We start from the raw sequence: 24,279 nt of genomic DNA on the forward strand, positions 1-24,279 counted from the left end.
TCCCCAACCCCTCCCCCGCTTGCGGGAGAGGGGCTTTGGTTTGTCGGGGCGTTGGGTTTAGTCGCCGAAGCGTGCCGAATCCATCGCCATCAACGGGTCGGCGCCGGCTTCCATGCTGGCGGCATGGGTCAGGGTACGCGGCAGGACGCGGGCGTAGTAGAAACGCGCGGTTTCCAGCTTGGCCTGCTTGAAGCTGTCGGTATGGCCGGACACCTGGGCGGCGGCGACGGCGCGGGCCCACCAGTAGGCCAGGGCGACGTAGCCGCTGTAGAACAGGTAGTCCCAGCTGGCCGCGCCCAGTTCTTCCGGGTTGGTGGCGGCGCGCTGCAACACGCTGACGGTCAGCTTGCTCCATTCCTTGGCCTTGGCGCCCAGTACCGGCAGGAACTCGGCCACGGCCGGGTTGTTGGCGTTGTCGGCGATGAACTGCTCGACCTCGGCCAGGAACAGCTTCAGGCCGGCGCCCTGCGAAACGGCGGTCTTGCGGCCGATCAGGTCCAGCGCCTGGATGCCGGTGGTGCCTTCATACAGCGTGGTGATGCGGGCGTCGCGGGCGTACTGCTCCATGCCGTGCTCGGCGATGTAGCCGTGGCCGCCGAACACCTGCTGGCCGTTGTAGGTGGCCTCGATGCTCCATTCGGTCAGGCAGGCCTTGACGATCGGGGTGAGGAAGCTGACCAGCGTGTCGGCGTCGGCACGTGCCTTGTCGTCGCTGCCGTTCTGGGCGGCATCGAGCTGCGTGTAGGCGTGCGCGGCGAGCAGGCGGCCACCTTCGGTCAGCGCCTTGGTGGTGAGCAGCATGCGGCGCACGTCGGGCTGGGCGATGATCGGGTCGGCCGGCTTGTCGGCCAGCAACGGGCCCTTGGGCGCACGCGACTGCAGGCGCTCACGGGCATAGGCCAGCGCGCCCTGGTAGGCGCGCTCGGACTGCGCCAGGCCCTGCACGCCGACGCCGAGGCGGGCGGAGTTCATCATCACGAACATCGCCTGCAAGCCCTTGTGCGGCTGGCCGACCAGGTAGCCCTGGGCGCCGTCGAAGTTCATCACGCAGGTGGACGAGCCGTGGATGCCCATCTTGTGCTCCAGCGCGCCGCAGCGCAGGGCGTTGCGCTCGCCCTTGTTGCCGTCGCGGTCGACCTTGTACTTGGGGGTGACGAACAGCGAGATACCCTTCGGGCCCGGAGGGGCGTCGGGCAGCTTGGCCAGCACCAGGTGGACGATGTTCTCGCTCAGGTCGTGCTCGCCGGCGGTGATGAAGATCTTGGTGCCGGTGATCGAGTAGCTGCCGTCGGCATTGGGCTCGGCGCGGGTCTTGAGCAGGCCCAGGTCGGTGCCGGCATGCGGTTCGGTCAGGCACATGGTGCCGGTCCAGTGGCCGGCCACCAGCGGCTTGAGGAAGGCTTCCTTCTGCCAGTCCTCGCCGTAATGCTTGAGGGCTTCGACCGCACCGTGCGACAGCATCGGGAACAGGCTCCACGCCAGGTTGGCCGAGGACACCATTTCGCTCAATGCCATGCCCAGTGTCTCCGGCATGCCCTGGCCGCCGAACTCCGCTGCCGCGGTCAGGCCGGTCCAGCCGCCCTCGACGAACTGTGCGTAGGCCTCCTTGAAGCCGGGGGCGGTGGTGACCTCGCCGGTGGCCTTGTCCAGCTTGCAGCCGGTCTGGTCGCCGACCGCGTTGAGCGGGGCCAGCACGCTGGCGCTGAAGCGGCCGGCCTCCTCCAGCACGGCGTCGATGACGTCGGCGCTGGCGTCTTCCAGGCCCATCGCGGCGAACAGGGATTCGGCCTTGAGCACGTCGTGCAGGGCGAAGCGAAGATCGGTAACAGGGGCTTTGTAGTTGCTCATCAGAACGGTCTCGAACGATGCAGGAAGCGGGTGGGGGTCAACGCAGGACGCCGGGCAGACCCGGTGCCTGGTTGAGGCTGTTGCGCGATTTGACGTCGAAGCTGCGCTGTTTCTTTTCTTCCGGGGTGGCGCTGATGGTGCCTTCCAGTTCATAGAACAGGGAGCGACCGCCGGCCAGCGAATCGGCCACGACGATGCGTGCCGCCGAAGACGGTTGCAGGCGCACCTTGACCACGTCGGCCGACTCCGGGCCGATCGATACGCCCGGTTGCGTGCTGAGCGTGCCGGCGGCTTCATCACCAACCTTCATCGCCAGCGACACCGCGTCAAAGCGCATCGGCATGGAGCTGTAGTTGCGCAGGCGCAGCTCGACGTCCCAGTTGCCGTCGTTGCCGACGGTAAGCTGCTGGATGCTGGCGGCAGGTTCGGAAACGCGCTTGACCGGGCCGCCGCTGCAGGCGGCAAGCGCCAGCGCGGCCACGGTGATCAGGGCGAATGTAGGGCGAAAACGCATGCCGCGCGGTCCTCCAGTCCTAAAGATGTCCCGAAGGATACTACGGCGTATGGCAGCGTGCGCAGGGCACGGGGTGGCAAACACGGGCGACAATCGCGGCGGGGGGATGGCGGAACCCGGCTCCTGGTGCATCAACACATGCAGGGGCCTGACGGCTGCCGTCTTCCGCGTCACTTTCTGGGGGTTCATTCATGCGTTCATTCAAGTTGTTGCCGCTGGCCAGCGCAATCCGCGGCGGTCTGACTCTGGCGGTGCTGTGTGCCGCTTCCCCGGCGTTCGCCGCGCCACCGCAATTCGATATCGATGCCGGCAACATCGAGGACGTACTGCCCGAATTCGCCCGCCAGGCGGGCATCCAGATCATCGCCCCGGCCCATTCAGGCAAACAGGGGCGCATCGCGGTGGGGGAACTGAAGGGGCAGATGGATACCCGGCAGGCCTTGAACCGCCTGCTCGACGGTACGGGATTGACCGTGGCCTCCGATGATGGCCGCACGATCACCCTGCGCGCGGCCACGCCGATGCTGGCGTCGCTGGGGGGCTTGGGCGCGATGTCGATGGCGCAGTCGAGCCAGGTCGAGCCGGTCGCCGCCGAAGCCGAGCCGGCGCAATCCAATGCGAACGTGAACACGCTGGACCAGATCACCGTGGTCGGCAGCCAGATCAAGGGCAGCAAGTCGGCTGCCATCCTGCCGGTGGCCACGCTGCAGACCGAACAGATCGAGGCCACCGGCGCGGTCTCCGGTGACGACCTGTACCGCTCGATCCCGCAGATGGGTGATGTCTCCTTCAGTGGTACCAACGGCGGCAACAGCTCCAACTACGCGCGTGGTGACATCGCCTCGGTCAACCTGCGCGGCTTGGGCGTGGGCAACACGCTGCTGCTGATCAACGGCCGCCGCACCGTGGTGCACCCGATGAGCCAGGCCGACGGCAACCTGGTGCCGGTGCTGACCTACAACGCCAACGCGGTGCCGGTGTCCAACCTGCGCCGGGTGGAAGTGCTGCTGGACGGTGCGGCCGCCATCTACGGCACCGACGCGGTGGCCGGCGTGGTCAACAACGTGCTGCGCGACGATATGGACGGCGGCACCATCAGCGTGCAGAAGGGCTTCGGCGAAGGCACCAACCTGAGCGATGTCGGCGTCAACGGCATGTGGGGCAAGAACTCCGAGGACCTGCGTTCCAACATCACCATCGCCTTCAACTACTACAACACCACCGGCCTGAACTCGCTGGACCAGGGCTGGACCAGGAACGGCAACCGGGCCGATGACTTCGCCGGCACGCCGTTCGAAGGCCTGGCCGGGGTGGACAACCGCAACACCAACAGTCCGTGGGGCAACTTCACCGCCAGCGGCCCGCGCATCTCGCGCAATGGCACCTGGTTGACCACGGCGGCCGGTGCCTTCCACGTGCAGCCGACCGCCAACAGCGGCTGTGCGGCGACCATCGGCGACGGGCTGTGCGTGCAGTCCGGCAGCAAGGCGACCTCCGGCGCCGATGCCAACCTGCGCGACAACCAGCAGTCGCAGTACCCGCTGTCGATCACCCCGGACGTGCGCCGGCTGAATCTGTTCGTCACCGGCAAGCATGATTTCGAGAACGGCATTTCGTTCTTCAGCGAAGCCGGCCTGTACGACTCGCGTGCCTACAGCCTGCAGAGCGGCGTGAACACCATCACCGCCTTGCCGATGACCGTGGCCGCCAGCAACTACTGGAACCCGTTCGGGGCGATGTACCTGCCCGATGGCTCGCTCAACCCGAACCGCCTTCAGGGGTTGAACATCGGCCCGGATGGCGTGCCGGTGACGATCACCAGCTACCGCTTCGAGCGACCGACCCGCATCGAGGTCAATAACACCCAGGTGCGCGCGCTGGCCGGCCTGCGTGGCTTCCATTACGGCTTTGACTGGGAAAGCGCGGCGCTGTACTCCAAGGCCAAGGTCAAGGACACCCAGGATGCGGTGAGCATGTCGCTGTTCCAGCAGGCGCTGGCCAACCCGACCGCCTCGGCCTACAACCCGTTCTGCGGTGGCTGCAACGACTGGGACAAGCTGGACCAGTTCTTCTACAAGGCCAAGCGGCAGAGCCAGACCGAGCTGTTCCTGTGGGACTTCAAGGTCTCGCGCCCCGACCTGTTCAAGACCTGGGCCGGCGATGTCGGCATGGCCGCCGGTTTCGAGATCCGTCACGAAACCCAGCGCGATGACCGCGACGCGCGCGTCGATGGCTCGGTGACCTTCACCGACATGATCACCGGCGTTGCCTACCCGAGCGACATGTACGGTGTCAGCCCGACCCCGGACACCTATGGCTCGCGTACCGTGGCCGGCCTGTTCGCCGAGCTGTCGGTGCCGCTGGTCTCGCCGGAGATGAACGTGCCGCTGGTGCGTTCGCTGGACCTGCAGGTTGCCGGCCGCGCCGAGCGTTACAACGACTTTGGCAACGTCGCCAAGCCCAAGCTGGCGCTGGGCTGGCAGATGTTCGACGGGCTGACCCTGCGCGGCTCCTGGGCCAAGGGCTTCCGCGCCCCGAACCTGGAGCAAATCAATGCCACGGTGGTGAGCCGTTCGAACAACCGCACCGACTACATCCAGTGCGAGGCCGACGTGCGCACCGGTGCGCAGGCATCGATCAACGGCTGCGGCGGCTACACCTATTCCACCACCGCACGCCGCTCGGGCAACCCGGACCTCAAGCCGGAAACCTCCACCAACACCAGTGCCGGCATCGTGTTCCAGCCGCGCTTCATCCCGGAGGACTACGGCCGCTTCACCTTCGCGGTGGATTACTACAAATACGAGCAGGAAGGCATCATCGGCCTGTTCGGCGAAGGCAACGCACTGATCTTGGACTACATCCTGCGCCAGCAGGGCGGCAGCAATGCCGCCGTGGTGCGTGCCGACCCGACCGCCGACGACATCGCGCGCTTCGCCGGTACCGGCCTGGCTGCCGCGGGCAAGGTGCTGTACGTCACCGACCAGTACGTCAACCTGGAGCCGCAGACCCTGCGTGGCGTGGACTACAACTTCAGCTGGAACTCACCGGAAACCCGCATCGGTCGTTTCGACCTGTCGGTCACCGGCACCCACCTGATCGAGTTCTACCGCCAGCGTTCGCCGGCGTTGCAGGCGCTGGAAGACGCCAAGGCCACCGGCCTGGTCGACCCGTCGATCCGCATCACCGGCGGTGGCGACCTGATCGGCAACGGCGGCAACCCGGAATGGAAGTGGGCCGGCACGCTGACCTGGCGTTACCAGCAGCTGTCGGTGGGTGCCACCGCGCGTTACTCCAGTTCCTACGTGGAGAATGGCCTGACCCTGGCCGACGGCACCCCGTGGACGGTGAAGTCGCAGACGTTGGCCAATGCCTTCGTCAAGTACGAGTTCGAGCGCGAAGGCTGGCTCAACGGGTTGGCGGTGAAGGTCGGTGCCAACAACCTGGCCAACAAGCGCCCGCCGGTGTCCGATGATGCCTACGGCTATTCCTCGGCGGTGTACCAGGCGTATCCGCGCTACTGGTACGTCAACGTCAGCAAGGCGTTCTGATGAAGGCCGTCGTGGCAGGTGCGGGCGTCCGGCAGTGGCCGGACGACCTGCTGGAGAAGCAATGAGCGCAACGCAGGCAAGACAGCGTGCCTTGTGGTTGGCCGAGCACGTGCTGCCGCACGAGCCCGGCCTGCGTGACTGGCTGCAGCGACGGTTGTCGGTGCGCCAGGACGTGGACGACGTGATCCAGGAGACCTACGCGATCCTGGCGGCGATGGCCGATGTGACGCACGTGCGCCAGCCGCGCGCGTACGTCTACACGGTGGCGCAATCGGTGGTGCTGCAGCAGCTGCGGCGTGCGCAGGTGGTGTCGATCGAAGCGGTGGCCGAGATTGACCGGGTGGCGGTATTGCCCGAGGAAGCCAGCCCCGAGCGCACCGCCTCCTCGCGGCAGGAGCTGGCGCGGATCGGCGCGTTGATCGACAGCCTGCCGGCCAAATGCCGCGAGGCGTTCGTACTGCGCCGGGTGGAAGGCTATTCGCAGCGCGAGATCGCCCAGCGGATGCAGATCAGCGAGAACACGGTGGAGAAACACATCTGCAAAGGCATTCGGCTATTGATGGATGCAATGAAGCGCGACGGCGACAGGACGGAGACGGGCACGGACCAGCCCGCCGCAGGAGAAACATGGCATGCGCGCAGACGTTAACGGGATTGATGACATCGCCGCAGCATGGGTGGCGCGGGAAGACCGCGCGCCGCTGACGGCGAAGGAGACGGCCAGCCTTGATGCCTGGCTGGAGGCCGACGCGCGCCATTTCGGCGCCTATGCGCGGGCACAGGCGGTGCTGGCGCGCACCGACCGCGCGCGGGCATTGTCGGCCGGTGCGATGGACCGCGCCTTCACCGCGAACGTGCCGGCCAGGCCGGCGCGGCGGATGCTGCGCTGGGCGGTGGGGTTGGCCGCGGTGGTCAGCGTGCTGGCCATCGGCGTGCAACGCCAGGACGACGGCGCCGAGTACTACGCCACGCGCAAGGGCGAAATCCTGCGGGTGCCGCTGCAGGACGGCTCGGCGATCACGCTGGATTCGGATTCACAGGTGCGGGTGAGCTACAGCGATACCCGCCGCGACATCCGCCTGCTGCAGGGCGAAGCGTTATTCGACGTGGCCAAGAACCCCGGGCGTCCGTTCGTGGTGCGTGCCGAGGAGACCGACGTGACCGCGGTGGGGACGAGCTTCGCGGTCAGCCTTACCGAACGCCGCAGCGGCGGGGTGGAGGTGCTGGTGCGCGAAGGCATCGTCGATGTCACCGACGTGCAGGGTGTGGTCGCGCCGACGCGGCTGGTGGCCAACTACCGCGCGCTGGCCAACCGCAGCCATGGGATCCGCATCGAACCGGTGCCCAGTGACGACCTGCAGCAGCAGCTGGCCTGGCGCGAGGGCATGTTGTCGTTCAACGGCGACACGCTGTCGGTGGCGGCGGCGCAGTTCCTGCGCTACAGCGACACCCGCATCGTCATCGACGACCCGCTGGTGGGCAGCCGCCGCATCGTCGGCCTGTACTCGGCCAGTGACCCGCTGGGCTTCGCGCGCAGCGTGGCGCTGAGCCTGGGATTGGTGGTGGAACAACAGGGCAACGAGGTCCGCCTGCGTTCGCCGGACGCCGCGCCGCACATGGCGCGGTCCATGCAATGAAATGGGGTTGAGCATGCATAACGAGAAACGACGCGCCCGCCTGCTGGCGCTGGCGACCGCGTTGCTGCTGGGCAGTGGCCAGGCGACCGTGGTGGCCATGGCCAGTGAGACGCAGGCGTTGCTGATCCGCGACGCGATGGTGTTCGACGGCACCGGCCGGGCCGCGTATCCGGCCAGCGTGCTGGTCGAGGACGGGCGGATTGCCGCCATCGGCGACGCGCTGCAGGCGCCCAAGGGGGCACGCACGGTCAATGCGCGTGGTCAGGCGTTGTTGCCGGGGCTGTTCGACCTGCATACGCACTGGACGCCGAACGCGGTGCCGTCGGAGCTGCCGCAGGTGGCCAACCTGTACATGGCCGCAGGCGTGACCACGGTCAGTGATTTCCACGAACCGCCGGAGGCGTATGCACCGCGCCGGCAGTGGCTGTCCTCGATCGCCGCGCCGGACGTGAAGTTCGCCGCGCGCATGAGCACGCCGCTGGGACACGGTGCCGACTGGGGCGACGAGAACACCACGCGCTGGGTCAATTCCCCCGAGTCCGCGCGCGCCGGTGTCCGCGCGGTGGCCGCCTACAAGCCCGATTTCATCAAGGCCTTCACCGATGGCTGGCGCTACTCCAATGCCGCCGACAACAGCAGCATGGACGAGGAAACCCTCGCTGCGCTGGTCGACGAGGCGCACAAGAACGGCCTGAAGGTGTTCACCCATACGGTGATGGTCAAGCGCGGCAAGAGCGCCGCACGCGCCGGCGTGGATGTGATCGCGCACAGCGTGCAGGACGGCCCGGTCGACCAGGAACTGATTGAACTGATGCGCACGCATGGCACCGCCTATGCGCCGTCGCTGGCGGTGTACCTGCCGGAGCGGGTGGATGGCAGCGGCCGTACCGGTGCCAAGCCGGACGTGCTGCGCCAGCGCGAGCAGAACTTCGCCAATGCCCTGCACAACGTCAAGACCTTGCATGACGCCGGCATCCCGGTGGTGGTGGGGACCGATGCCGGCATGACCGGCACGCCGCATGGTGTCTCCACGCTGCGTGAACTGGAGTTGCTGGTGGATGCCGGCCTGACGCCGGCCGAGGCGCTGCTGGCCGGCACCGCCCGGAGCGCCCGGGCGCTGGGCGTGGCCGATCGTGGCACCATCGAGGTCGGCAAGCGCGCGGACCTGTTGCTGGTCAAGGGCCAGCCGTGGCAACGCATCAGCGACATCCGCAATACCGAGCAGGTCTACGTGGCCGGGCGCCAGGTGCACGGCAAGGGGGCCGTTCTGCCTGCCGGCAACCGGGCGTTGGCATTGCCGGCGCAGCCGGTGGCGGCACTGATCGATGACTTCGAGCGCGCCGACGGCCGTACCGCGTTGGATACCCTGCGCGTGGACGAGGCCGATGGCGGCAACGACCGTACCGTGCAGGTCACCGAAGTGGTGGCGCGCGAGACCGGCGGCAATGCGCTGGCCACGCAGGCCAAGCTGTCCAGCAAGGACAGTGCATTCGCAGCGGCGATCCTGCCATTGAGCCGTGGGTCGGTGGCGCCGGTGGACGTGCGCGCCTACCAGGGGGTGCGCTTCGAGCTGCGCGGTTCGGCGCCGGAGCTGCGGCTGGAAGTACGCGCGCTGGGCAACCGCCGCTTCATCGCGCCGTTGCAGGCCCAATCGCAATGGCGCACGGTCGAGGTGCCATTCAGTGCCCTGCAGGGCCAGCCACCCTATCGCGCCACTGCACCCATCGCGCAGTGGAAAGGGGACGACCTGCAGCAACTGGTGTTCTCCGCCGGTGGTGCGCCGGGCAGCAAGGTCTGGTTCGAGATCGACAACGTGACTTTCTACTGATGCACCGGTGCCTGCCGATGAAGCATTCCCTGTTGCGTGTCGCCCTTTTGTGCAGCCTGCTGCCCGTACCTGCGGCGTGGGCGGCCACGTCGGATGTCCTTGCCACGCTCGATGCCTACGTCAAGCGCCAGGCCGAAGTGGGGCATGCGCTGTGGCAGCAGCCGGAGCTGGGGTATCTGGAGACCGCCTCCTCGGCATTGTTGCAACAAGAGCTGCGCGAGGCCGGTTTCCAGGTCAAGGCGGGTGTCGCCGGCATGCCCACCGCGTTCGTGGCGTCCTACGGCACGCGCGGCAAGGGTCCGGTGATTGCACTGTTGGCTGAAATGGACGCCTTGCCGGGCATGGCCCAGGCCGCCGAGCCGGTGCGCAGCGCCATTGCCGGCCAGGACGCGGGCCAGGCCTGCGGGCACAACCTGTTCGGTGCGGCGTCGGTGGGCGCGGCGCGCGCCATCGCGCAGTGGCTGGAGGCCACCGGACGCGACGGCGAAGTGCGGCTGTATGGCACGCCGGCGGAGGAGGGCGGGTCGGGCAAGGTCTACATGACCAAGGCCGGCCTGTTCGATGACGTCGACGTGGTGCTGCATTGGCACCCGTCGGCCGACAACTCCGCCGCGCAGGGCACCACCTTGGCCAACATCAGCGGCAAGTTCCGTTTCAGTGGCATTGCCGCGCATGCCGCCATCGCGCCGGAGCGTGGTCGCTCCGCGCTGGATGGCGTGGAAGCGTTCAACTACATGGCCAACCTGATGCGCGAGCACGTGCCGGACCGCACGCGCATCCACTACGTGATCAGCAACGGTGGCGCGGCTCCCAACGTGGTGCCGGACGCGGCCGAAGCCTATTACTACGTGCGCCACACCGATCCGGCGGTGGTGCGCGATGTGATCGCGCGCTTGCGCAAGGCCGCCGAGGGCGCGGCGATGGGTACCGGCACCACGGTGAGTTTCGAGCAGACCGGCGGCGTGTTCTCGCTGCTGCCCAACGACACGCTGGGGCAGGTGATGCAGGCCGCGCTGCAGCAGGTGGGGGGCGTCCATTACGACGCGACCGAACAGCGGTTCGCCCTGCAACTGCAGCAGACGCTGGAGAAGAAGCCTTCACTGGAAACCGCGCAGCAGTTGCAGCCCTACCGCGCCGACCTGGCCGGCAGTGCCTCCACTGACGTCGGTGACGTGAGCTGGAATGTTCCCACGGCCGGGTTGAGCACCGCGACCTGGGTGCCCGGCACGCCGGCGCATAGCTGGCAGGCAGTGGCCGCGTCGGGCATGTCCATTGGTGACAAGGGCGCATTGAATGCGGCCAAGGTGATGGCGCTGGCGGCCGTGCAACTGCTGCAGTCACCGGAGACCGTGCGCAAGGCCCGCGAGGAATTCGATATGCGACGTGGTACCGGGTTCCAGTACCTGCCGTTGCTGGAGCGGGACACCCCGCCACTGGACTACCGGCGCGCGACGCGCGACTGACTTGTCGCCGTAAGCTGCCGCCGACATGTGCTTCACTCCCGGGCTGGCAGGCTGCAGCCGGAGTGATGTTGCTGGGTAGCCCGTCACTCCGATGGGCGGCGGCCCGATCCCTCCATCGGGCCGCCGCCCGGATTCTCATCGAACCGCGATGGCGGTGCCTTGGTGGTGGAGTTGCACGGCCCGGTTGTTCGTTGAGCGATGGTGCGGGCGACGCCCCGAGGCAGAGACGCGTGCGTCGTCAGGCAAGCGTGGTGGGCTTGGGGCGGATTGGGTGGCGGTGGTCATGGACGCGCCCCTTGGCGAACGCGCAGGCAGCGCGTAGAATCCGGAGCACCGCGTGGGGCGGTAGCTCAGCTGGGAGAGCGTCGCGTTCGCAAGCTGGCCGGAAAAAACCGGAACTACCTCACCGATCAAGGATTAAACAAACGCCCGCTCATCAGCGGGCGTTTTGCGTAAGGCGGTCGGGGAGGGCGAGTGAGTAGCCGACATTTACGATGGCTTCTACGATACGGGATCAATGCGGATGAGGACGAGGACCAGCTTCACTGGCAAGGGCTGGTCTCGTTGATCGTTTGAACCGCAGAGCGTCGCATGTGCCATGCGTCTTGCGAGTGAGTGGGTATCCTTGTGGATCAGCAGGTTGGCCACTTGGCGCACAAAGGGAAGCCGGTGGTAAGCAGGCTTCCCTTTGATCATTAAGCATCTGTGCGACGATCGAGTGGGCTACAAGTCCTTGGGCAATTCAGGGCGCTGAACTTATGCTTGTTATTTTAAATCAGTTTTCAGTTGGACTAGTCAATTCATAGGCCCCATGCGAGCCATTCACCGAATGAAAAATTCCGTTCCCATCTATTCGAAGAAATAGCAAGTATTTCGTCCCGGGGTGACAAGCACTAGGGCTCGCCTCGGCGAAAGGTTCGCTGCAGCGGAACAGAAGCTCCGAAGGAGCGCTACCTTTCAGAACATTTGAAACTGCAACCGTCGCTGTTATCGCTCGCGCCGAACACTCGCCGACGATGCGAGACCCGCAGCTGATTAGTTCGTTAATCGTGCCGATGACGACCAAATCTGAATGGGCAACTTTTTCGTCCAGGTTCTTTTCAGCGAACTCATTAGCTCTGCACTCCAATGCAAAAACTAGCAATAGAAGAAAAACAACGAGCTTTCCATTCGTTAAAAAATGCATAGATCAATACTCCTTGTGATTAGGGTCAGCTGCACGTTGATCTAAGCCGGGAACTTCTGATCGGAATTTATTCTCGTTTTGTACCCCGTTCCCGGTGTCAGGGCCGATCATGATCGGAGCGGCATGAGCGACCACTTCGTGCGCAAATATCTCTGCAGGCCCATCAATTAGGTTTCCGCCAGAAGCGGATTTCAGTGAGTTGTTTGCGTTTCCAGAAACAACGACATCTACGTCCCCGTTTGGCAGAGCCCGGGTGAGTCCGCCGCCCGCCTGCGAGTCAACGTTCACTGGGACAAATGTAACGGGATCAACATATACACTCAAGACCTGCACATGCATCGTAGACGAGGAATCAATCACTCCTGAAAGCTTATCTCGAAGATAGGAGGACCTTTCACCTTGTCCGCCCGAGGCGCTGGTCAGAGCCAGCTTTCCTTGTTCGGAAATTGAGAACGAGCCGGCAGAATTTTTAGCAATCCATTCAGATACTTGCCGGGTTGCTGCAGGTGCCACCAGCACTTCGCGTCCATCCGGATCCGTAAATCGATACGGATTATTGTTGGCATACCAGTACCGATTGAACGCCCCCACCGGGTTGCTATACGCCGTCACCGGATCCACCGACAGGAACCTTCCGATCTGCGGATCGTAGTAGCGCTGCTGCATGTAGTTCATGCCGGTCGCCGCATCCAGTACGTGACCCGTGAAGCCAGGCCCATCCTTCGCCGTTGCGTTTACCACCTGCCCATAGGGCTCGTACTCGCTTCGCTCCAGCACCGCCTTGTCCGCGCCGGTCACCGTGATAGGGCTACCCAGCGCATCGGTGTGCTGGTACTTCGGTGTGATGACCGTACCTACCGCCTCACGGAATGCGACCAGACTGCCACCCAGATAGACATACTGGGTGCTGACACCCAGCCGGCCGTCGGTGCTGTACATCAATCGCCCGTCTTGGGCATAAAGACTGTACTTGCTAGCCGTGGTGTAGTCTCGAACCCGACGCCCCGCTACATCGTAGACATAGCTGGCAATGCCATTGACGCCGCGCAGGCGGTTGCCGAAATCGAAGTCAAAGACCTTGCCGTTCTTGTTGCTGAGATTGCCCTGTACGTCATAGCCCAGGCCAATCACGCTGGCGCCGCTACAACTGCCGGTCTTGACGTTGGTCAGCTGCCACTTGGTGTCGTAGCAGTAAAAGTGATTGCGGGCTGCACTACCTCCAGCAACGTTGACCCGTATCAGGTTGTCCAGAACGTCATAGGCATAGGTGGCTGTGCCGAACATCGCCGAGGTCGTCGACGTCACTCGGTCCAGCCCGTCGTACACCATGCTGCGATTCTGACGACCGGCGATGTTGTCGGTGATCTGGCTGACATTGGCGTTCTTGTCAAACCCGTAGGTCAGATCCAATCGTTTGTCGGCGGCCGCCGTGCAGCCGACCACTACACAGTCCGTGCTGCGAATCGGTAGTTGCCGGGTGTTCTGCGTCATCGTGTGGACGATGCCATTGCCGTAGGTGAACTGTTTGATGGCCCCATTTGGGTGGTAGCTCACCCCAGTGGCAAAAGTGCCCGCCTGGGTGGGCTGTCCGAGTGCATTGGGCGCAAACGCGACACTCTGCCCATTGGGATACTTCTCGATACTCAGATGGCCATTGCCGTTATAGGTGTAGTTAATGGGCCAACTGATCTGGTTCCACTGCATCCGCTCCTCCGTCAGCATCCGCCGACGGTTATAGGTGTACTGTGTGGTAACTAGGTTGGCACCATCATTGTCGGCAGACACCGTGTTGGGAAGACCATCGGCGGTGTAGGTCCAGGTTTGGTTTCCCCGACCATCCGGAAACGTTAGCGTCTTGAGTCGGTTGCGCACGTCATAAGTGCGAGCTGCGGTTCGCGCCAGAATGGCCGCAGTCTGGCCGGTGGCGTGGCAGGCGGACGTAGCGCCGAATCCGCTACCTGACCATGTGAGATTGCCTCCGGCGTCATAGCCCATCAAGGTGGCGCCGGTTTCCGGCTCAACCACCCGGCACAATTCTTGATTGGCGTTGTAAGTATAGGTGCGCGTGGCCTGCACAGTACCGCCACTATTGCCGCGCACGATGCTCGTGGGCTTGCCAAACACATCCCGGGCAATCGTGGTCACCGCCCCCTCGGGGTGCGTGATCTTCACCGGCGCATCGTAGCTGGGTTGGTCAAACATCTGGTACCAGGTCCGCGTCTGCTGTCCGCCCGGTTGCGTGACCAAGGTGTAAGGACCTGTCGCATTGTTGAGGTAGGCCGTTGTCGTGGTCAGCAACCCCAACTCCGAATCCTGCGACACCGACTTTGTTCGCCCCAAGGCATCGTAGGTTGTCCAGATCCCCTTATCCGGGTTGCTCGCTGCCGAAGGATACGAGGTAAACACCACCCGTCCCTCATGATCGTACTCGTAGCCCGTAAAGCGCTGTGTGGCAGTTACGTTGCCCGAGTCATACTCGCGCACTAGCAACGGCCGCCACAGGGCATCGAAATAGCTGATCTTGACACCATTGCCGGTTGTTACCGTCTGACGCCAGTGTCCTGCCGAAATCCCGTACTCGGCCGTGTTTACCTGGACGAAAGCCTGCGTGGTGGAGTTCCACGCAACCGTGTCTCCAGTGGGATAGGCGATGCTCGCCATGCGCCCCATGGCGTCATACGTGTAGTTGGTGGCGTAGCCGTTCTCGTCGGTGACCCGGGTGATCCAGCCATTGTCATTGACCGCGGCGGACTGAGTCTTGCCATCGGCATAGGTGATCGACTGCGGAATGCCGCGCTTCCAGTTGGACAGCGTGGTGATGTTGTTGTTGCCGTCCTTGACCGTAGCCACTGTGCCGTCAGCATTGTAGGTCAGGGTCTGCTTGAGCTTGCCGAATGACCAAGACTGCAAGGGGGCGGCTGTGTTGGTGTCGAAGGTCGTCTGCTCGACTACGATGCCATCCACCGATCTGCTGGCGACCTGCCCAAGCACCCACTTGGCGGCGTTGTCATGGTAGGTGATGGTTTCAGTGCGTGAGTTATTCTGGGCATGAGTCGATCCGATGCCCAGCGAAAGAAGTGCAGCCAAGGTCAATGATGGGAAATGATTGCCGCTAATGCTTTTTCTCATCCCCTATCTCCTCAGGGTGTATTGGAGCTGGACGTAATGATTTTCGTGGCTCGGTAAAGACTGTCTATGCAAAGTGACTGTGCGCCGATTCCGCAATCATTTGCAATTGACCAGGTAAAGTTAACCCCATCCCTTTTTATGACTCTCCTTTTTGTGATGACGACCATAATGTCTTGAGTATTGTATATGCGCCTCTTGCCTATTCCGTTGAAATTCTGATAGGGGGTGGCATACTCGTATGTCGTTTCTTGAAGGTTGCCAATTTTATGTTTTAAAAGTAAGCCGGCGTTCGTGAGATATCTGTTTCCATACGTATAGGATTCGCTGGTGCCATCCGATCCTGTAACTGTCACGGTACGATAATCCGGAGAAGAGGGGGAGCAAGGGTCTGGAGTGCTCGTGGCAGGCGATGTTTCATAGCAGGCGTTTACCGGGCCGTAGTCGATCACGTGGTTAAGTGGCTCAATGCCCGGGCCACTTATTGTTCGCTCTACGAGCGCTGGTTCGTCCACATAATTCTGGGTGTTTGCATATGAAGGGCCTGGTGTGCTGATCTGCATGCATTGATATGGGACATGCGAAAAGCCTCTTCGTTTGGGTTGTATTTTAAATGTGCCGGTGATGCCGGATTCTGCTGTCACGGCTAGAGTTGTCTCGCCGCCAATGCTCATTGTTAAGCTCTGCTCAGAAATGCAGGTGCTGTCATGGTTGCTGCTGGGACTTGATATGACGTTAGAGCTGGATACTGACCATCTCGTGTTGTCAGGATTGGTTATAGTGTAGCTGTACGGTACGCCTGTTCCGTTTGGGCCTGCAAGATAGGTCAGTAGCCATTGTTTCCCATTGGCCTCAACGCGATCGGGGTAAAAATTTATAATTCTGCCGTCACTGCTCACTATTCGATCTTGCTCGTAGTTTACCCAGTTTCCGAACTTATCCTCTATTCGCCTCAAATGCATCTTGTATAACGATACGTCAATCCATGACTCTGCATCGGGTCTGAAGTTGCTCATAATCCATAAGCTATCTGGGCCGCGTTCGGGAGTGCCGAAGAAATACTTGTCGCCGTTTTTTGCGTGACCTACAAATCCTTCGCTTCCGTCCGGCAAGAGGTAGCAGGAAAAGCGCCATCCTCCATTTGTGGCCCAAGTTGCGCTCACTCCTTGGATGCCCAGCTCGTTTTGGTCAATAGGGCGAATTATTCCTCCGCCTTCAACGCCCATAAGCGAATTTCCATCCCAATAGTCATCAGGAATGAAATTGTCTCTTGGTGGTTTTGTCGATCGAATCACGGCGGCTACGCTCTTCCTCGCTGGATCCGAGCACCTATTGGCGGTGTAGTTTGAAGGGCCACCGACAACCCACCCATGGTCATACGAGTGAATGCCGACAATATAAGGAACGGCGCGGCGTAGTTCATATCTCGAATACCAACCCAGTCTGTCCCAAATGGCGAATTCGTAATCGGCTGCCACTCTTAGTGAGTTGTTTCCGGGAATTTCGACAATCGTCTTTTTGAAGCTTAACGAACCAGTATTGAAGTCAATGGTTTCACCCAATTGGCCGAAACCATTTGGCAAGGGTGATACAGAGGCAGATAGCGATACTTGCTTGCTGTGCGTCTCGTAGGTATATGTTTGCGCATTCGCTCCGCAGGTGGTACTTAAAGTAAATATAAGTAACGTCAATCTGCCTCTGTTCATATTCATTATGAGTCGATTCCAATTCCGTGAAAATAGTGCGTCCAAATCCCTTGGCGATTATTTTGGAGAAATTTCTCCCGCCTATTCATTATTTTGAATCGTGCGGCGTGGGAGGCGTCGAAATTCCGGTCCAATTAGATTCCGCAGATGTTAACGGGCAAGGGTGGCCTTAAGGAGTGCTGTATTGCAATATTTTAACTGGTCTATAGAGGCTATCAATGCATAGTGCTGCGGCGCCAGAGCCGCAGTCGTTTGCAATTTCCCTGATGAACTTCAGTCCATCTTGCTGAATAATGGATTTTTTCTCAACCACAAAGGCATAGTCTCTTGTGTTGTAGGGCTTTCTATTTCCCCATGCGAATCCAGCAAAGCTGCTATGAGGTGTGGCGTACTCAAAATACTCTGTCCTAATACCATTCGTTGACTTCGAAAGCAGGAGGCCCGCGTTTCCATTGAGGCTATTTCCAAAAACGTAATTTGTGGTAGCGCCATTCGAGCCAACTACGCTCACGGACCTGGAACTTGGTGAGGACGAAGTGCAAGCATCAGGACGCGTTTGGGTGCTACTGGCGTTATAGCAGGCATTCACCGGTCCATAGTCAATGGTATGAACTAACGTTGAGACTCCCGGTCCAGAAACCTCACGACGAACAAGGGAGAGCTCATCAATAATGTGCATCCAGTCCGAATAGGTGGGGCCTGTACTTGACAAATGCCTGCAGTCATAAGGGACATTTGAGTATCCATGCCTTCTGGGTTGAAGGGTGAAATTCCCAATTGCCCCAGATTCAGCTTTTACCGTAACCAGGATCTGGCCGGAGTATGCCAAAGGGATCATCTGTTGGGAAACACACGCGCCAGCGTATGTGGAATATGTAGGAGAAATCACCCCGGATGCGGAGATGGTCCAAGTGGAGCCATCGGGGTTAAATAATGAAGACCCTCTGATCTGCCAGGTTCTCCCGTTTGCAATGACGTCGACTCCTCCTGCAACAGTAGTGAATGTTATGCTTCTGCCGTCGCTCGATGTGATTGCGGATGGTGAGTATGACACCCAGTTTCCAAGCTGATCCTCAATGCGAACCAGCGGCATCTTGTAGAGTGCGACCTCCAAAAATGTATTGTCGTCCTTCCAAGTTTTACTGGATACTTGCGTTATATCGGGCCCCGGGGTCGGAATTCCAAAGTAATACTTCTTTCCGTCTGGGCTATGTCCTACGTAGCCCTCGCTGCCATCGGTTAATGTGTAGCAACTAAACCTCCACCCATTTTCTGTAGCCCAGAGTACGCCTCCGCCGGGTATTGTTGGGTCGTTGCTAGTCGTTGGGTAAATTAGGCCCCCGCCACTCACCCCGACAAGGGAGTTCCCTGACCAGTATTCGTCGTACTGATAATTGTCTTGTGGAGGCTTTGATGACCTCACCACAAATGCAACCCCGAGACGATTCGGATCTGAGCATCGATTTTTTGTATAGGACACAATAGAGCCAACAACCCATCCCGAAGACGCCTTTTCGGTGGAGTGAATGCCAGAAATATATGGAAGATCTTGAACCCACTCATACTGTGGGGGCCAGCCAAGCCTATCCCAAACCTTGAACGTATAGTCAGCCGAAACCCTCAAGGAATTATTTCCGGGGATGTTTGCGAAGCTCTTTCTGAATGTCGTTGCGCCGGTATTGAAATCTACGTCTTCGCCAAATGTTCCGAAATCTGCAGGCATCGGGGCCAGTGATTGTGCTCGCCCGATCTCCTTTCCGTACAGTTCGAATGGATAAATCTGGGCGTGTGAAGCATTGGATTTAGCGAGCATCAGCAGCGCGAAAGCAACTTTAACAAAAAATTTCACTTTCACCTCGCGGTTTCAGTCGGGTAGCGTATTTTTAGCTATGGTTTGATTGTCTGATTTCGGATGAAGAGCATCCTCGGAACTCATCATGGGTCACGATTTCTGCCTAAGTTCCCCTCCGCCTGAGTGCACGAATTCTTCTGCTCCAGCCCCCTCCCCAATCTGCTTGATCGCCTACGACCGACATTGATGCAAAATCGGCGATGCGCAACGCCTTCGAGATGATTGTGGCTAAGCTTCGATCACGATCCCCACTACCGTTTGACGCCGCATCCTTGGACATAAATGGAGTGTAACCATAATTTTCGTGGGGGTGCATGGTGCGATGCGTTCCGTTGCTGACGACATTTGCGAGGCGTGCGGCTTGATACGGGAGCGTCGTGTTGTCTGGATTTCAGGTTGAGGGACTCTGGGCTTGTGCCGGTGGATTGTGGGAGCGGGGAATTTCACCATAGGTACAAAGCCGAACCCGAGCCAGCACTTCATACTTGGGCCGAATTCCATGCCACAGCAGGCATCGGCCAAGCCGCCGTCGCCCACATGTCACGTTTTTCAGCAGCCCGGCATGCGATTGGATTGGGGGTTACGTGGGCAAGAGCGGACTTGTTACCGCCTGCCGGGAATGATTCCAAGGCTGGCAATGTCGCGGATTCGTTTGGTGATGTGGTTCGTATGCATCGGTTTGCACATGCGGGAAGCACCTCGGCGGCCCATGCATGATGCTTTCGCGACTTAAGTCTGCGTTGCGCTCAATAGTTGCCGATACAGCGAAAGGGTTACGCCGCCATCGGTGATCGGATTTGCGTGCAAGGCGGATCGTCGGTGAACCGCGACCGCGGCCACATGCCGGAGCCTCGATGGCGTCAGCAGCAGCCGCTATCTGAGTGGTTCTGGGTGGTGTCAAAACTCCGTAGGGAGGGTTCTAGAACGTGGGACCTTGAACCGAAGGGCCGGGGCATCCCTTATCTCGGCGTGCCGTTGCGGTGTTTCCCCTCCGGAAGCCTTCGCTGCTTTTGCCGCCTTCTTGGCATCCCGGCGCTCCTTGGCTCTTCTCCGCTTCGACTTGGCCTCCGGACCACCCGCCTCCCGCAGGATCCGCGCCTGCTCCCGCCTCTTATGCGCATCCCCAGCAGCGGGTTGCGGGAGATCAGGCACCAGCTGACAGCTTTGGACAGTGCCGCCCCCAAGCACGCCAGATCGCGTGCCGCAGTCGAACGAGTGGGCGGACACCGTGTCTTGCCAATGGGGGTCGTCAAGCGCTGTTGCAGCCACTGGTCGGCCCAAGCCGTGTCGAAGCCGGTCAGCGGGTCGTCCAGATGTTCGGCGAAGACCTGCTCCAACCGATTGGCGTACATGTGGCCTCGTTTGAGTTCCAGTGTCGCCCAAGCCCGATATCGCTGATCGATTAAGTCTTGCAGGGTAGGGGCGCGGGATTTGCTTTGTCCGATTCGTGGCAGACCCGATTGCAGGTACTCAGCGATGGCGTGGGTAGCTTGGGCGCGGGCCAGATCAAGCGAGCGGGCGGCGATTGGATGCGTATCAGGAACAGGGACAGGAACAGGAACAGGAACAGGAACAGGAACAGGAAGGGGCCGAGTGCCGTGCCTGCCAGACCGGGTTTCGTGGACGGGAGGTCTTGACGGGGTTGCTGGGAGCTCGGAGTGATGTGGCCCGCAGGGCGACAGGCGTACCGGCGAAGCTTTGCTGCTGTGCTGACGGCCCCTTGGCGAACGCGCAGGCAGCGCGTAGAATCCGGAGCACCGCGTGGGGCGGTAGCTCAGCTGGGAGAGCGTCGCGTTCGCAATGCGAAGGTCGGGAGTTCGATCCTCCTCCGCTCCACCAATGATTCGACGAAGGGCCGCATCGGAAGATGTGGCTCTTTTCGTTTGGGCGGTGCATGGAGTCGTTTGGGCCGTGTAGGGAGGCGAAGCGGGTGTCTTGGGACGGCTGCAGGAAGCGTGCGGACCTTGCCGGATCGGTCATTTCGCGGCGATTTCAGCGGATGTGAAAATTTTTGTGAAAAGCGCTTGCCGAATCCGAAACACATGCGTAATATTCGCGTCCTCGCCGGCGGCAACGCCAACGAGAACAAAGTGGCCGAGTAGCTCAGTTGGTAGAGCAGGGGATTGAAAATCCCCGTGTCGGCGGTTCGATTCCGTCCTCGGCCACCAAGAATTTCAAGGGCTCGCAGCAATGTGAGCCCTTTTTTGTTCCTGGAATCTGCACCGTTTCTGCACCACGTTCCAACGTGGGCTGTGCGTACACGGGGCGCCCGCAAGCGTCGTGCCTGGAGCATCACGGGTACATGGCGCCCATGTTCTTCGATCACTTCCTGCGCATCGCGCGGCGTGCACGCAGCACGCAAGAAAAAGCCCGCCTTGCGGCGGGCTTGTCGCGGGTGGCGTGCGGCGCGCTCAGTTGCCGGGCAACAGGGCGCGCAGCGGGGCTTCCAGTTCCTGCTGTCGCCAGCCGGCCAATGCGCTGGGCCAGTGGCCGCTCTCCAGCAGCGCTTCCAGATGCTTGCGCGAGGCGAGGAAGCCTTCGGGCAGCTCCAGCTCGGCGGTGCGCTTGCTCACTGCATCCTGCAGCTTCTTCAGCGCGGACTTGTTGCCGTCGGTGGCGGGCAGGGCGAGCGGTGCCTCGGCCTCGTCGGCCAGCGGGGTGCTCAGTGCCTGCCACAGCGGCTGCGCGAGCTTGCGCGGTGCCTTGGGAAAGCGGCCGAACAGCTTGAGCATGGCGTCGTAGTCGGCCGGCGGCGTGCGCGCGAGCAGGTTGGCCAGCTCGTTGTCCAGGATCCAGCTGCGCGGCTTGTCGCTGTGGCGTGCCTGCTGGTCGCGCCAGCGCAGCAAGCGCAGCAGGCGCCGTTGCGCATCGGCCTCGAGGAACTGCGAGGAGCGCATCGACAGGTGCGGCCAGTGCTCGCCTTCGTCGCGCTCGACGCTGGCCAGCAGGCGTTCGCCATCATCCAGCAGCCACTGCATGCGGCCCTTGGCCTGCAGGCGCTCGCTGATGGCGTCGTGCAGGGCGAACAGGTATTCCACGTCGTCGGCGGCGTACTCCAGCTGGGCGTCGCTGAGCGGGCGCTTGAGCCAGTCCGAGCGCGTCTCGCCCTTGGGCAGGGTGGTGCCGGTGATCTCGGCCACCAGCTTCTGGTAGCCCATGCCGCCACCAATGCCGGCCAGCGCGGCACCGATCTGGGTGTCGAACAGCGGGCGCGGCAGGGCGTCGCAGGCGCACTTGAAGGCCACCAGGTCTTCGCTGGCGCTGTGCATGATCTTGGTGATCGAGGTATCGGTCAGCCACGATTTGAGTGCTTCGCACATGCCGGGGACCAGGGGGTCGATCAGCAGTACTTCGTCACCGACCGCCATCTGTACCAGGGCCAGTTGCGGCCAATAGGTGCGCTCGCGGATGAACTCGGTGTCCAGTCCAATCCGGGTCGGGCGGCGCTGGTAGCGCTCGTCCAGTTCCGATGGGTGTTTGATCCAATAAGCCACGTGGGTTCCGTCTAACTGCAGGGTTTGCTCAGGGAGGCGAGAATAGCCTAACGTCGGGCCGGCCCCGACGGGGCAGGCAGGCTATTGGAGGCGCTTTGCGTAGTTTTGGCCACATCTGGACCTTGGTGTTGCTGCTGCCGCTGGCAGTGAGCGGCTGCGGCGATCCGCCCCCGGCTGCACCGGCGACGCCCGCCGACGGGCAGGGCAAGTCGCTGGCCGGGCGCGTGGTCGAACGCCTGGAGGCCCGCGCGGCGGCCCGCCAGCGGGATGCCGAGGCCGCCATGCCGGACCCGGTGCCACAGGTGGAGGACACCGCGTTGCCGCGCTGGCAGGCGCCCGATGTCGTGCTGGCACCGGAACAATTGGCCCAGGCCCGCAAGGACGCCGACAAGGCCCTGGCGGAGGACCGGCTGTTCCGTGAGGCCGGCGATGCGATTCCCCTGTACCTGGCCATCCTGGCCCAGAAGCCGGACGACCGTGCCGCGCAGCGTGGGCTGGACAAGGCCCGGCAGCGCCTGCGGGCACTGGCCAACGCACGCATGGCGCAGACCGAGGGACAGCGCCTGGCCCTGGCCGAGGCGGCGATGCTGGTCAGCGTGGCGGTGGCCCTGGCGCCGGAAGGCAAGGCCGAACAGGCCTTGCAGGAACGCATCGCCACCGCCCGGCGCCTGCTGGCGTTGAACCGGGCCGGGGAACAGGCGCTGCGCCTGGGGCAGTTCGGTGAGGACGGTGGGGGCGCGCAGGCGGCGTTCCGTGAAGTGCTGGCCGCCGATCCGGACAACAGCCGCGCCCGGCAGGGACTGGCGGCCGTGGAGAGCGGGCTGATCCGCCGTGCCGAGCGGGCGGCGGCGCTGGATTCGGATTTCGCCGCCGCCCAGCGCTGGTTGGGCAAGGCTGGCACCGTGCGCGGGGAGGGCCCTACCCTGATCGATGCGCGGGCCCGCATCGAAGCCATCCGCACCGCCCAGCTGGATGCCCTGCGCAATACCGGCCTGCGTGACCTCACCTCCTCCAAAGGCCTGAAGGACGCCCGCGACAAGCTGGCCCAGGCCGAACGCATCGCCTTGCCCGGCGATGCCACCGTGGAACTGCTGCGCGCGCGCATCGAGCTGGTCACCCACTACGGCAGCTTCCGCCCGCGGCAGGTGTTCAGTGATGCCCTGCAGGATGGCGGGCGCGGGCCGCAGATGGTGGTGGTCCCGCATGGCACCTTCCTGATGGGTGCGACCCAGGAGGAGATCGGTGGCCGTGATGCCGAGCGGCCGCAGCATGAGGTGCGCTTCGAGCGGGGCTTCGCCATGTCGATCACCGAAGTGACCGTGGCCGACTTCCGTCGCTTCGTCGAGGCCACCCATGCGCGCCCGCGTGCGACCCGGCGTGGCCATTCGGTGGTCTACGACGAGCGCAGCGGCAACTTCATCCGCCGCAGTGGCGTGGATTGGCAATCGGACTACAACGGCGTCAGGGCCGCGCCGAACAGCCCGGTCATGCATGTCAGCGTGCGCGATGCCGAGGCCTACGCGGCATGGCTGAGCGAGCAGACCGGCCGCTACTACCGCCTGCCCAGCGAGTCGGAATTCGAGTACGCCCTGCGTGCCGGCAACCAGGGGCGCTATCCGTGGGGGAAGGCGGCAATCCCGCCGCCGAACACCGGCAACTTCACCGGCAGCCTGGACGTCTCGCCCAGTGGGCGGCACTGGAACAATGCCTTCATCGGGTACGGCGACGGCTTCTGGGGCACGGCGCCGGTTGGCATGTACAACGCCAACGCCTGGGGGCTGCACGACATGGCCGGCAACCTCAGCGAATGGGTGGCCGACTGCTGGCATGCCAGCTATCGGCGGGCCCCGGCCGACGGCGCGGCCTGGTACAACCCCGGCTGCCGGCAGCGGGTGATCCGCGGCGGCAACTGGGCCAACGCGCCGGAGCAGACCCGGGCGGCGTGGCGGCAGTCGCAGGACTCCGACGTGACCTCGGCGCGGATCGGCTTCCGCCTGGTGCGCGGGATTTGACCTTGCCCATGCACGCCGGCGCGCTAACATCGGCTCCGGCCACCCCGGACCAGACGGAACCC

General features: G+C 62.6%; 13 protein-coding genes and 2 tRNA genes. 8 read left to right on the top strand and 7 right to left on the bottom strand.

The genetic code is table 11. The annotated features are described in order from the left end of the window. Window positions 1-57 precede the first annotated feature (57 nt). Entirely contained in the window at window positions 58-1,848 is a 1,791-nt protein-coding gene (locus ATCM_RS03950) for an acyl-CoA dehydrogenase C-terminal domain-containing protein (protein ID WP_132862957.1), read from the bottom strand. 37 nt (window positions 1,849-1,885) lie between these two features. After that, entirely contained in the window at window positions 1,886-2,362 is a 477-nt protein-coding gene (locus tag ATCM_RS03955) for an LEA type 2 family protein (RefSeq protein ID WP_132862958.1), read from the bottom strand. Window positions 2,363-2,553: 191 nt separating this feature from the next. Here ATCM_RS03955 and ATCM_RS03960 point away from each other — a divergent pair, with 191 nt between their 5' ends. The 5 genes from ATCM_RS03960 to ATCM_RS03980 all read left to right on the top strand — a co-directional run bounded on the left by ATCM_RS03960 (window position 2,554) and on the right by ATCM_RS03980 (window position 10,841). Then, the gene (locus ATCM_RS03960; RefSeq protein ID WP_132862959.1) at window positions 2,554-5,913 is read left to right on the top strand and encodes a TonB-dependent receptor; all 3,360 of its coding nucleotides are present in this window, start codon (window positions 2,554-2,556) and stop codon (window positions 5,911-5,913) included. A gap of 61 nt (window positions 5,914-5,974) precedes the next feature. After that, complete coding sequence (locus tag ATCM_RS03965) at window positions 5,975-6,562, top strand: RNA polymerase sigma factor (protein ID WP_132862960.1); 588 nt, start codon at window positions 5,975-5,977, stop codon at window positions 6,560-6,562. After that, window positions 6,546-7,550: a FecR domain-containing protein gene (locus ATCM_RS03970; protein WP_132862961.1), complete on the top strand. Its 1,005-nt coding sequence runs from the start codon at window positions 6,546-6,548 to the stop codon at window positions 7,548-7,550. The genes ATCM_RS03965 and ATCM_RS03970 overlap by 17 nt, the downstream gene beginning before the upstream one ends. A gap of 13 nt (window positions 7,551-7,563) precedes the next feature. Beyond that, the gene (locus ATCM_RS03975; protein WP_165931116.1) at window positions 7,564-9,378 is read left to right on the top strand and encodes an amidohydrolase family protein; all 1,815 of its coding nucleotides are present in this window, start codon (window positions 7,564-7,566) and stop codon (window positions 9,376-9,378) included. Between the two features lie 17 nt (window positions 9,379-9,395). Next, window positions 9,396-10,841 (top strand): amidohydrolase, encoded by a 1,446-nt coding sequence (locus ATCM_RS03980; RefSeq protein ID WP_132862962.1) that lies wholly within the window; start codon window positions 9,396-9,398, stop codon window positions 10,839-10,841. Window positions 10,842-11,616: 775 nt separating this feature from the next. Here the strand turns inward: ATCM_RS03980 and ATCM_RS03985 are convergent. From ATCM_RS03985 to ATCM_RS04000, 4 genes are all read right to left on the bottom strand, one after another. Then, the gene (locus ATCM_RS03985; protein WP_132862963.1) at window positions 11,617-12,027 is read right to left on the bottom strand and encodes a hypothetical protein; all 411 of its coding nucleotides are present in this window, start codon (window positions 12,025-12,027) and stop codon (window positions 11,617-11,619) included. A 3-nt stretch (window positions 12,028-12,030) separates the two neighbouring features. After that, a complete protein-coding gene (locus ATCM_RS03990; protein WP_132862964.1) occupies window positions 12,031-15,156 on the bottom strand; it encodes an RHS repeat-associated core domain-containing protein in 3,126 nt (1,041 codons plus the stop codon). A gap of 11 nt (window positions 15,157-15,167) precedes the next feature. Then, the gene (locus ATCM_RS03995) at window positions 15,168-16,865 is read right to left on the bottom strand and encodes a hypothetical protein (protein WP_132862965.1); all 1,698 of its coding nucleotides are present in this window, start codon (window positions 16,863-16,865) and stop codon (window positions 15,168-15,170) included. Window positions 16,866-17,028: 163 nt separating this feature from the next. Further along, window positions 17,029-18,714 (bottom strand): hypothetical protein, encoded by a 1,686-nt coding sequence (locus tag ATCM_RS04000; protein WP_132862966.1) that lies wholly within the window; start codon window positions 18,712-18,714, stop codon window positions 17,029-17,031. 1,760 nt (window positions 18,715-20,474) lie between these two features. Here ATCM_RS04000 and ATCM_RS04005 point away from each other — a divergent pair. Next, window positions 20,475-20,550 (top strand) — tRNA-Ala (locus tag ATCM_RS04005). A gap of 253 nt (window positions 20,551-20,803) precedes the next feature. Continuing rightward, window positions 20,804-20,879 (top strand) — tRNA-Phe (locus ATCM_RS04010). A 243-nt stretch (window positions 20,880-21,122) separates the two neighbouring features. Here the strand turns inward: ATCM_RS04010 and rnd are convergent. After that, window positions 21,123-22,205: a ribonuclease D gene (rnd, locus tag ATCM_RS04015; protein WP_132862967.1), complete on the bottom strand. Its 1,083-nt coding sequence runs from the start codon at window positions 22,203-22,205 to the stop codon at window positions 21,123-21,125. Between the two features lie 281 nt (window positions 22,206-22,486). Between rnd and ATCM_RS04020 the strand changes: the two genes are divergently transcribed. After that, entirely contained in the window at window positions 22,487-24,217 is a 1,731-nt protein-coding gene (locus tag ATCM_RS04020) for a formylglycine-generating enzyme family protein (RefSeq protein WP_132866060.1), read from the top strand. Window positions 24,218-24,279 lie beyond the last annotated feature (62 nt).

It is taken from the genome of Stenotrophomonas sp. ATCM1_4, assembly GCF_004348115.1.
GTDB lineage: Bacteria > Pseudomonadota > Gammaproteobacteria > Xanthomonadales > Xanthomonadaceae > Stenotrophomonas > Stenotrophomonas capsici.

Excerpts from the sequence above, each read along its gene's own strand:
- ATCM_RS03950 (WP_132862957.1), bottom strand. The coding sequence starts at position 1,848 with ATGAGCAACTACAAAGCCCCTGTTACCGATCTTCGCTTCGCCCTGCAC.
- ATCM_RS03955 (WP_132862958.1), bottom strand. The coding sequence starts at position 2,362 with ATGCGTTTTCGCCCTACATTCGCCCTGATCACCGTGGCCGCGCTGGCG.
- ATCM_RS03960 (WP_132862959.1), top strand. The coding sequence starts at position 2,554 with ATGCGTTCATTCAAGTTGTTGCCGCTGGCCAGCGCAATCCGCGGCGGT.
- ATCM_RS03965 (WP_132862960.1), top strand. The coding sequence starts at position 5,975 with ATGAGCGCAACGCAGGCAAGACAGCGTGCCTTGTGGTTGGCCGAGCAC.
- ATCM_RS03970 (WP_132862961.1), top strand. The coding sequence starts at position 6,546 with ATGCGCGCAGACGTTAACGGGATTGATGACATCGCCGCAGCATGGGTG.
- ATCM_RS03975 (WP_165931116.1), top strand. The coding sequence starts at position 7,564 with ATGCATAACGAGAAACGACGCGCCCGCCTGCTGGCGCTGGCGACCGCG.
- ATCM_RS03980 (WP_132862962.1), top strand. The coding sequence starts at position 9,396 with ATGAAGCATTCCCTGTTGCGTGTCGCCCTTTTGTGCAGCCTGCTGCCC.
- ATCM_RS03985 (WP_132862963.1), bottom strand. The coding sequence starts at position 12,027 with ATGCATTTTTTAACGAATGGAAAGCTCGTTGTTTTTCTTCTATTGCTA.
- ATCM_RS03990 (WP_132862964.1), bottom strand. The coding sequence starts at position 15,156 with ATGAGAAAAAGCATTAGCGGCAATCATTTCCCATCATTGACCTTGGCT.
- ATCM_RS03995 (WP_132862965.1), bottom strand. The coding sequence starts at position 16,865 with ATGAATATGAACAGAGGCAGATTGACGTTACTTATATTTACTTTAAGT.
- ATCM_RS04020 (WP_132866060.1), top strand. The coding sequence starts at position 22,487 with ATGCCGGACCCGGTGCCACAGGTGGAGGACACCGCGTTGCCGCGCTGG.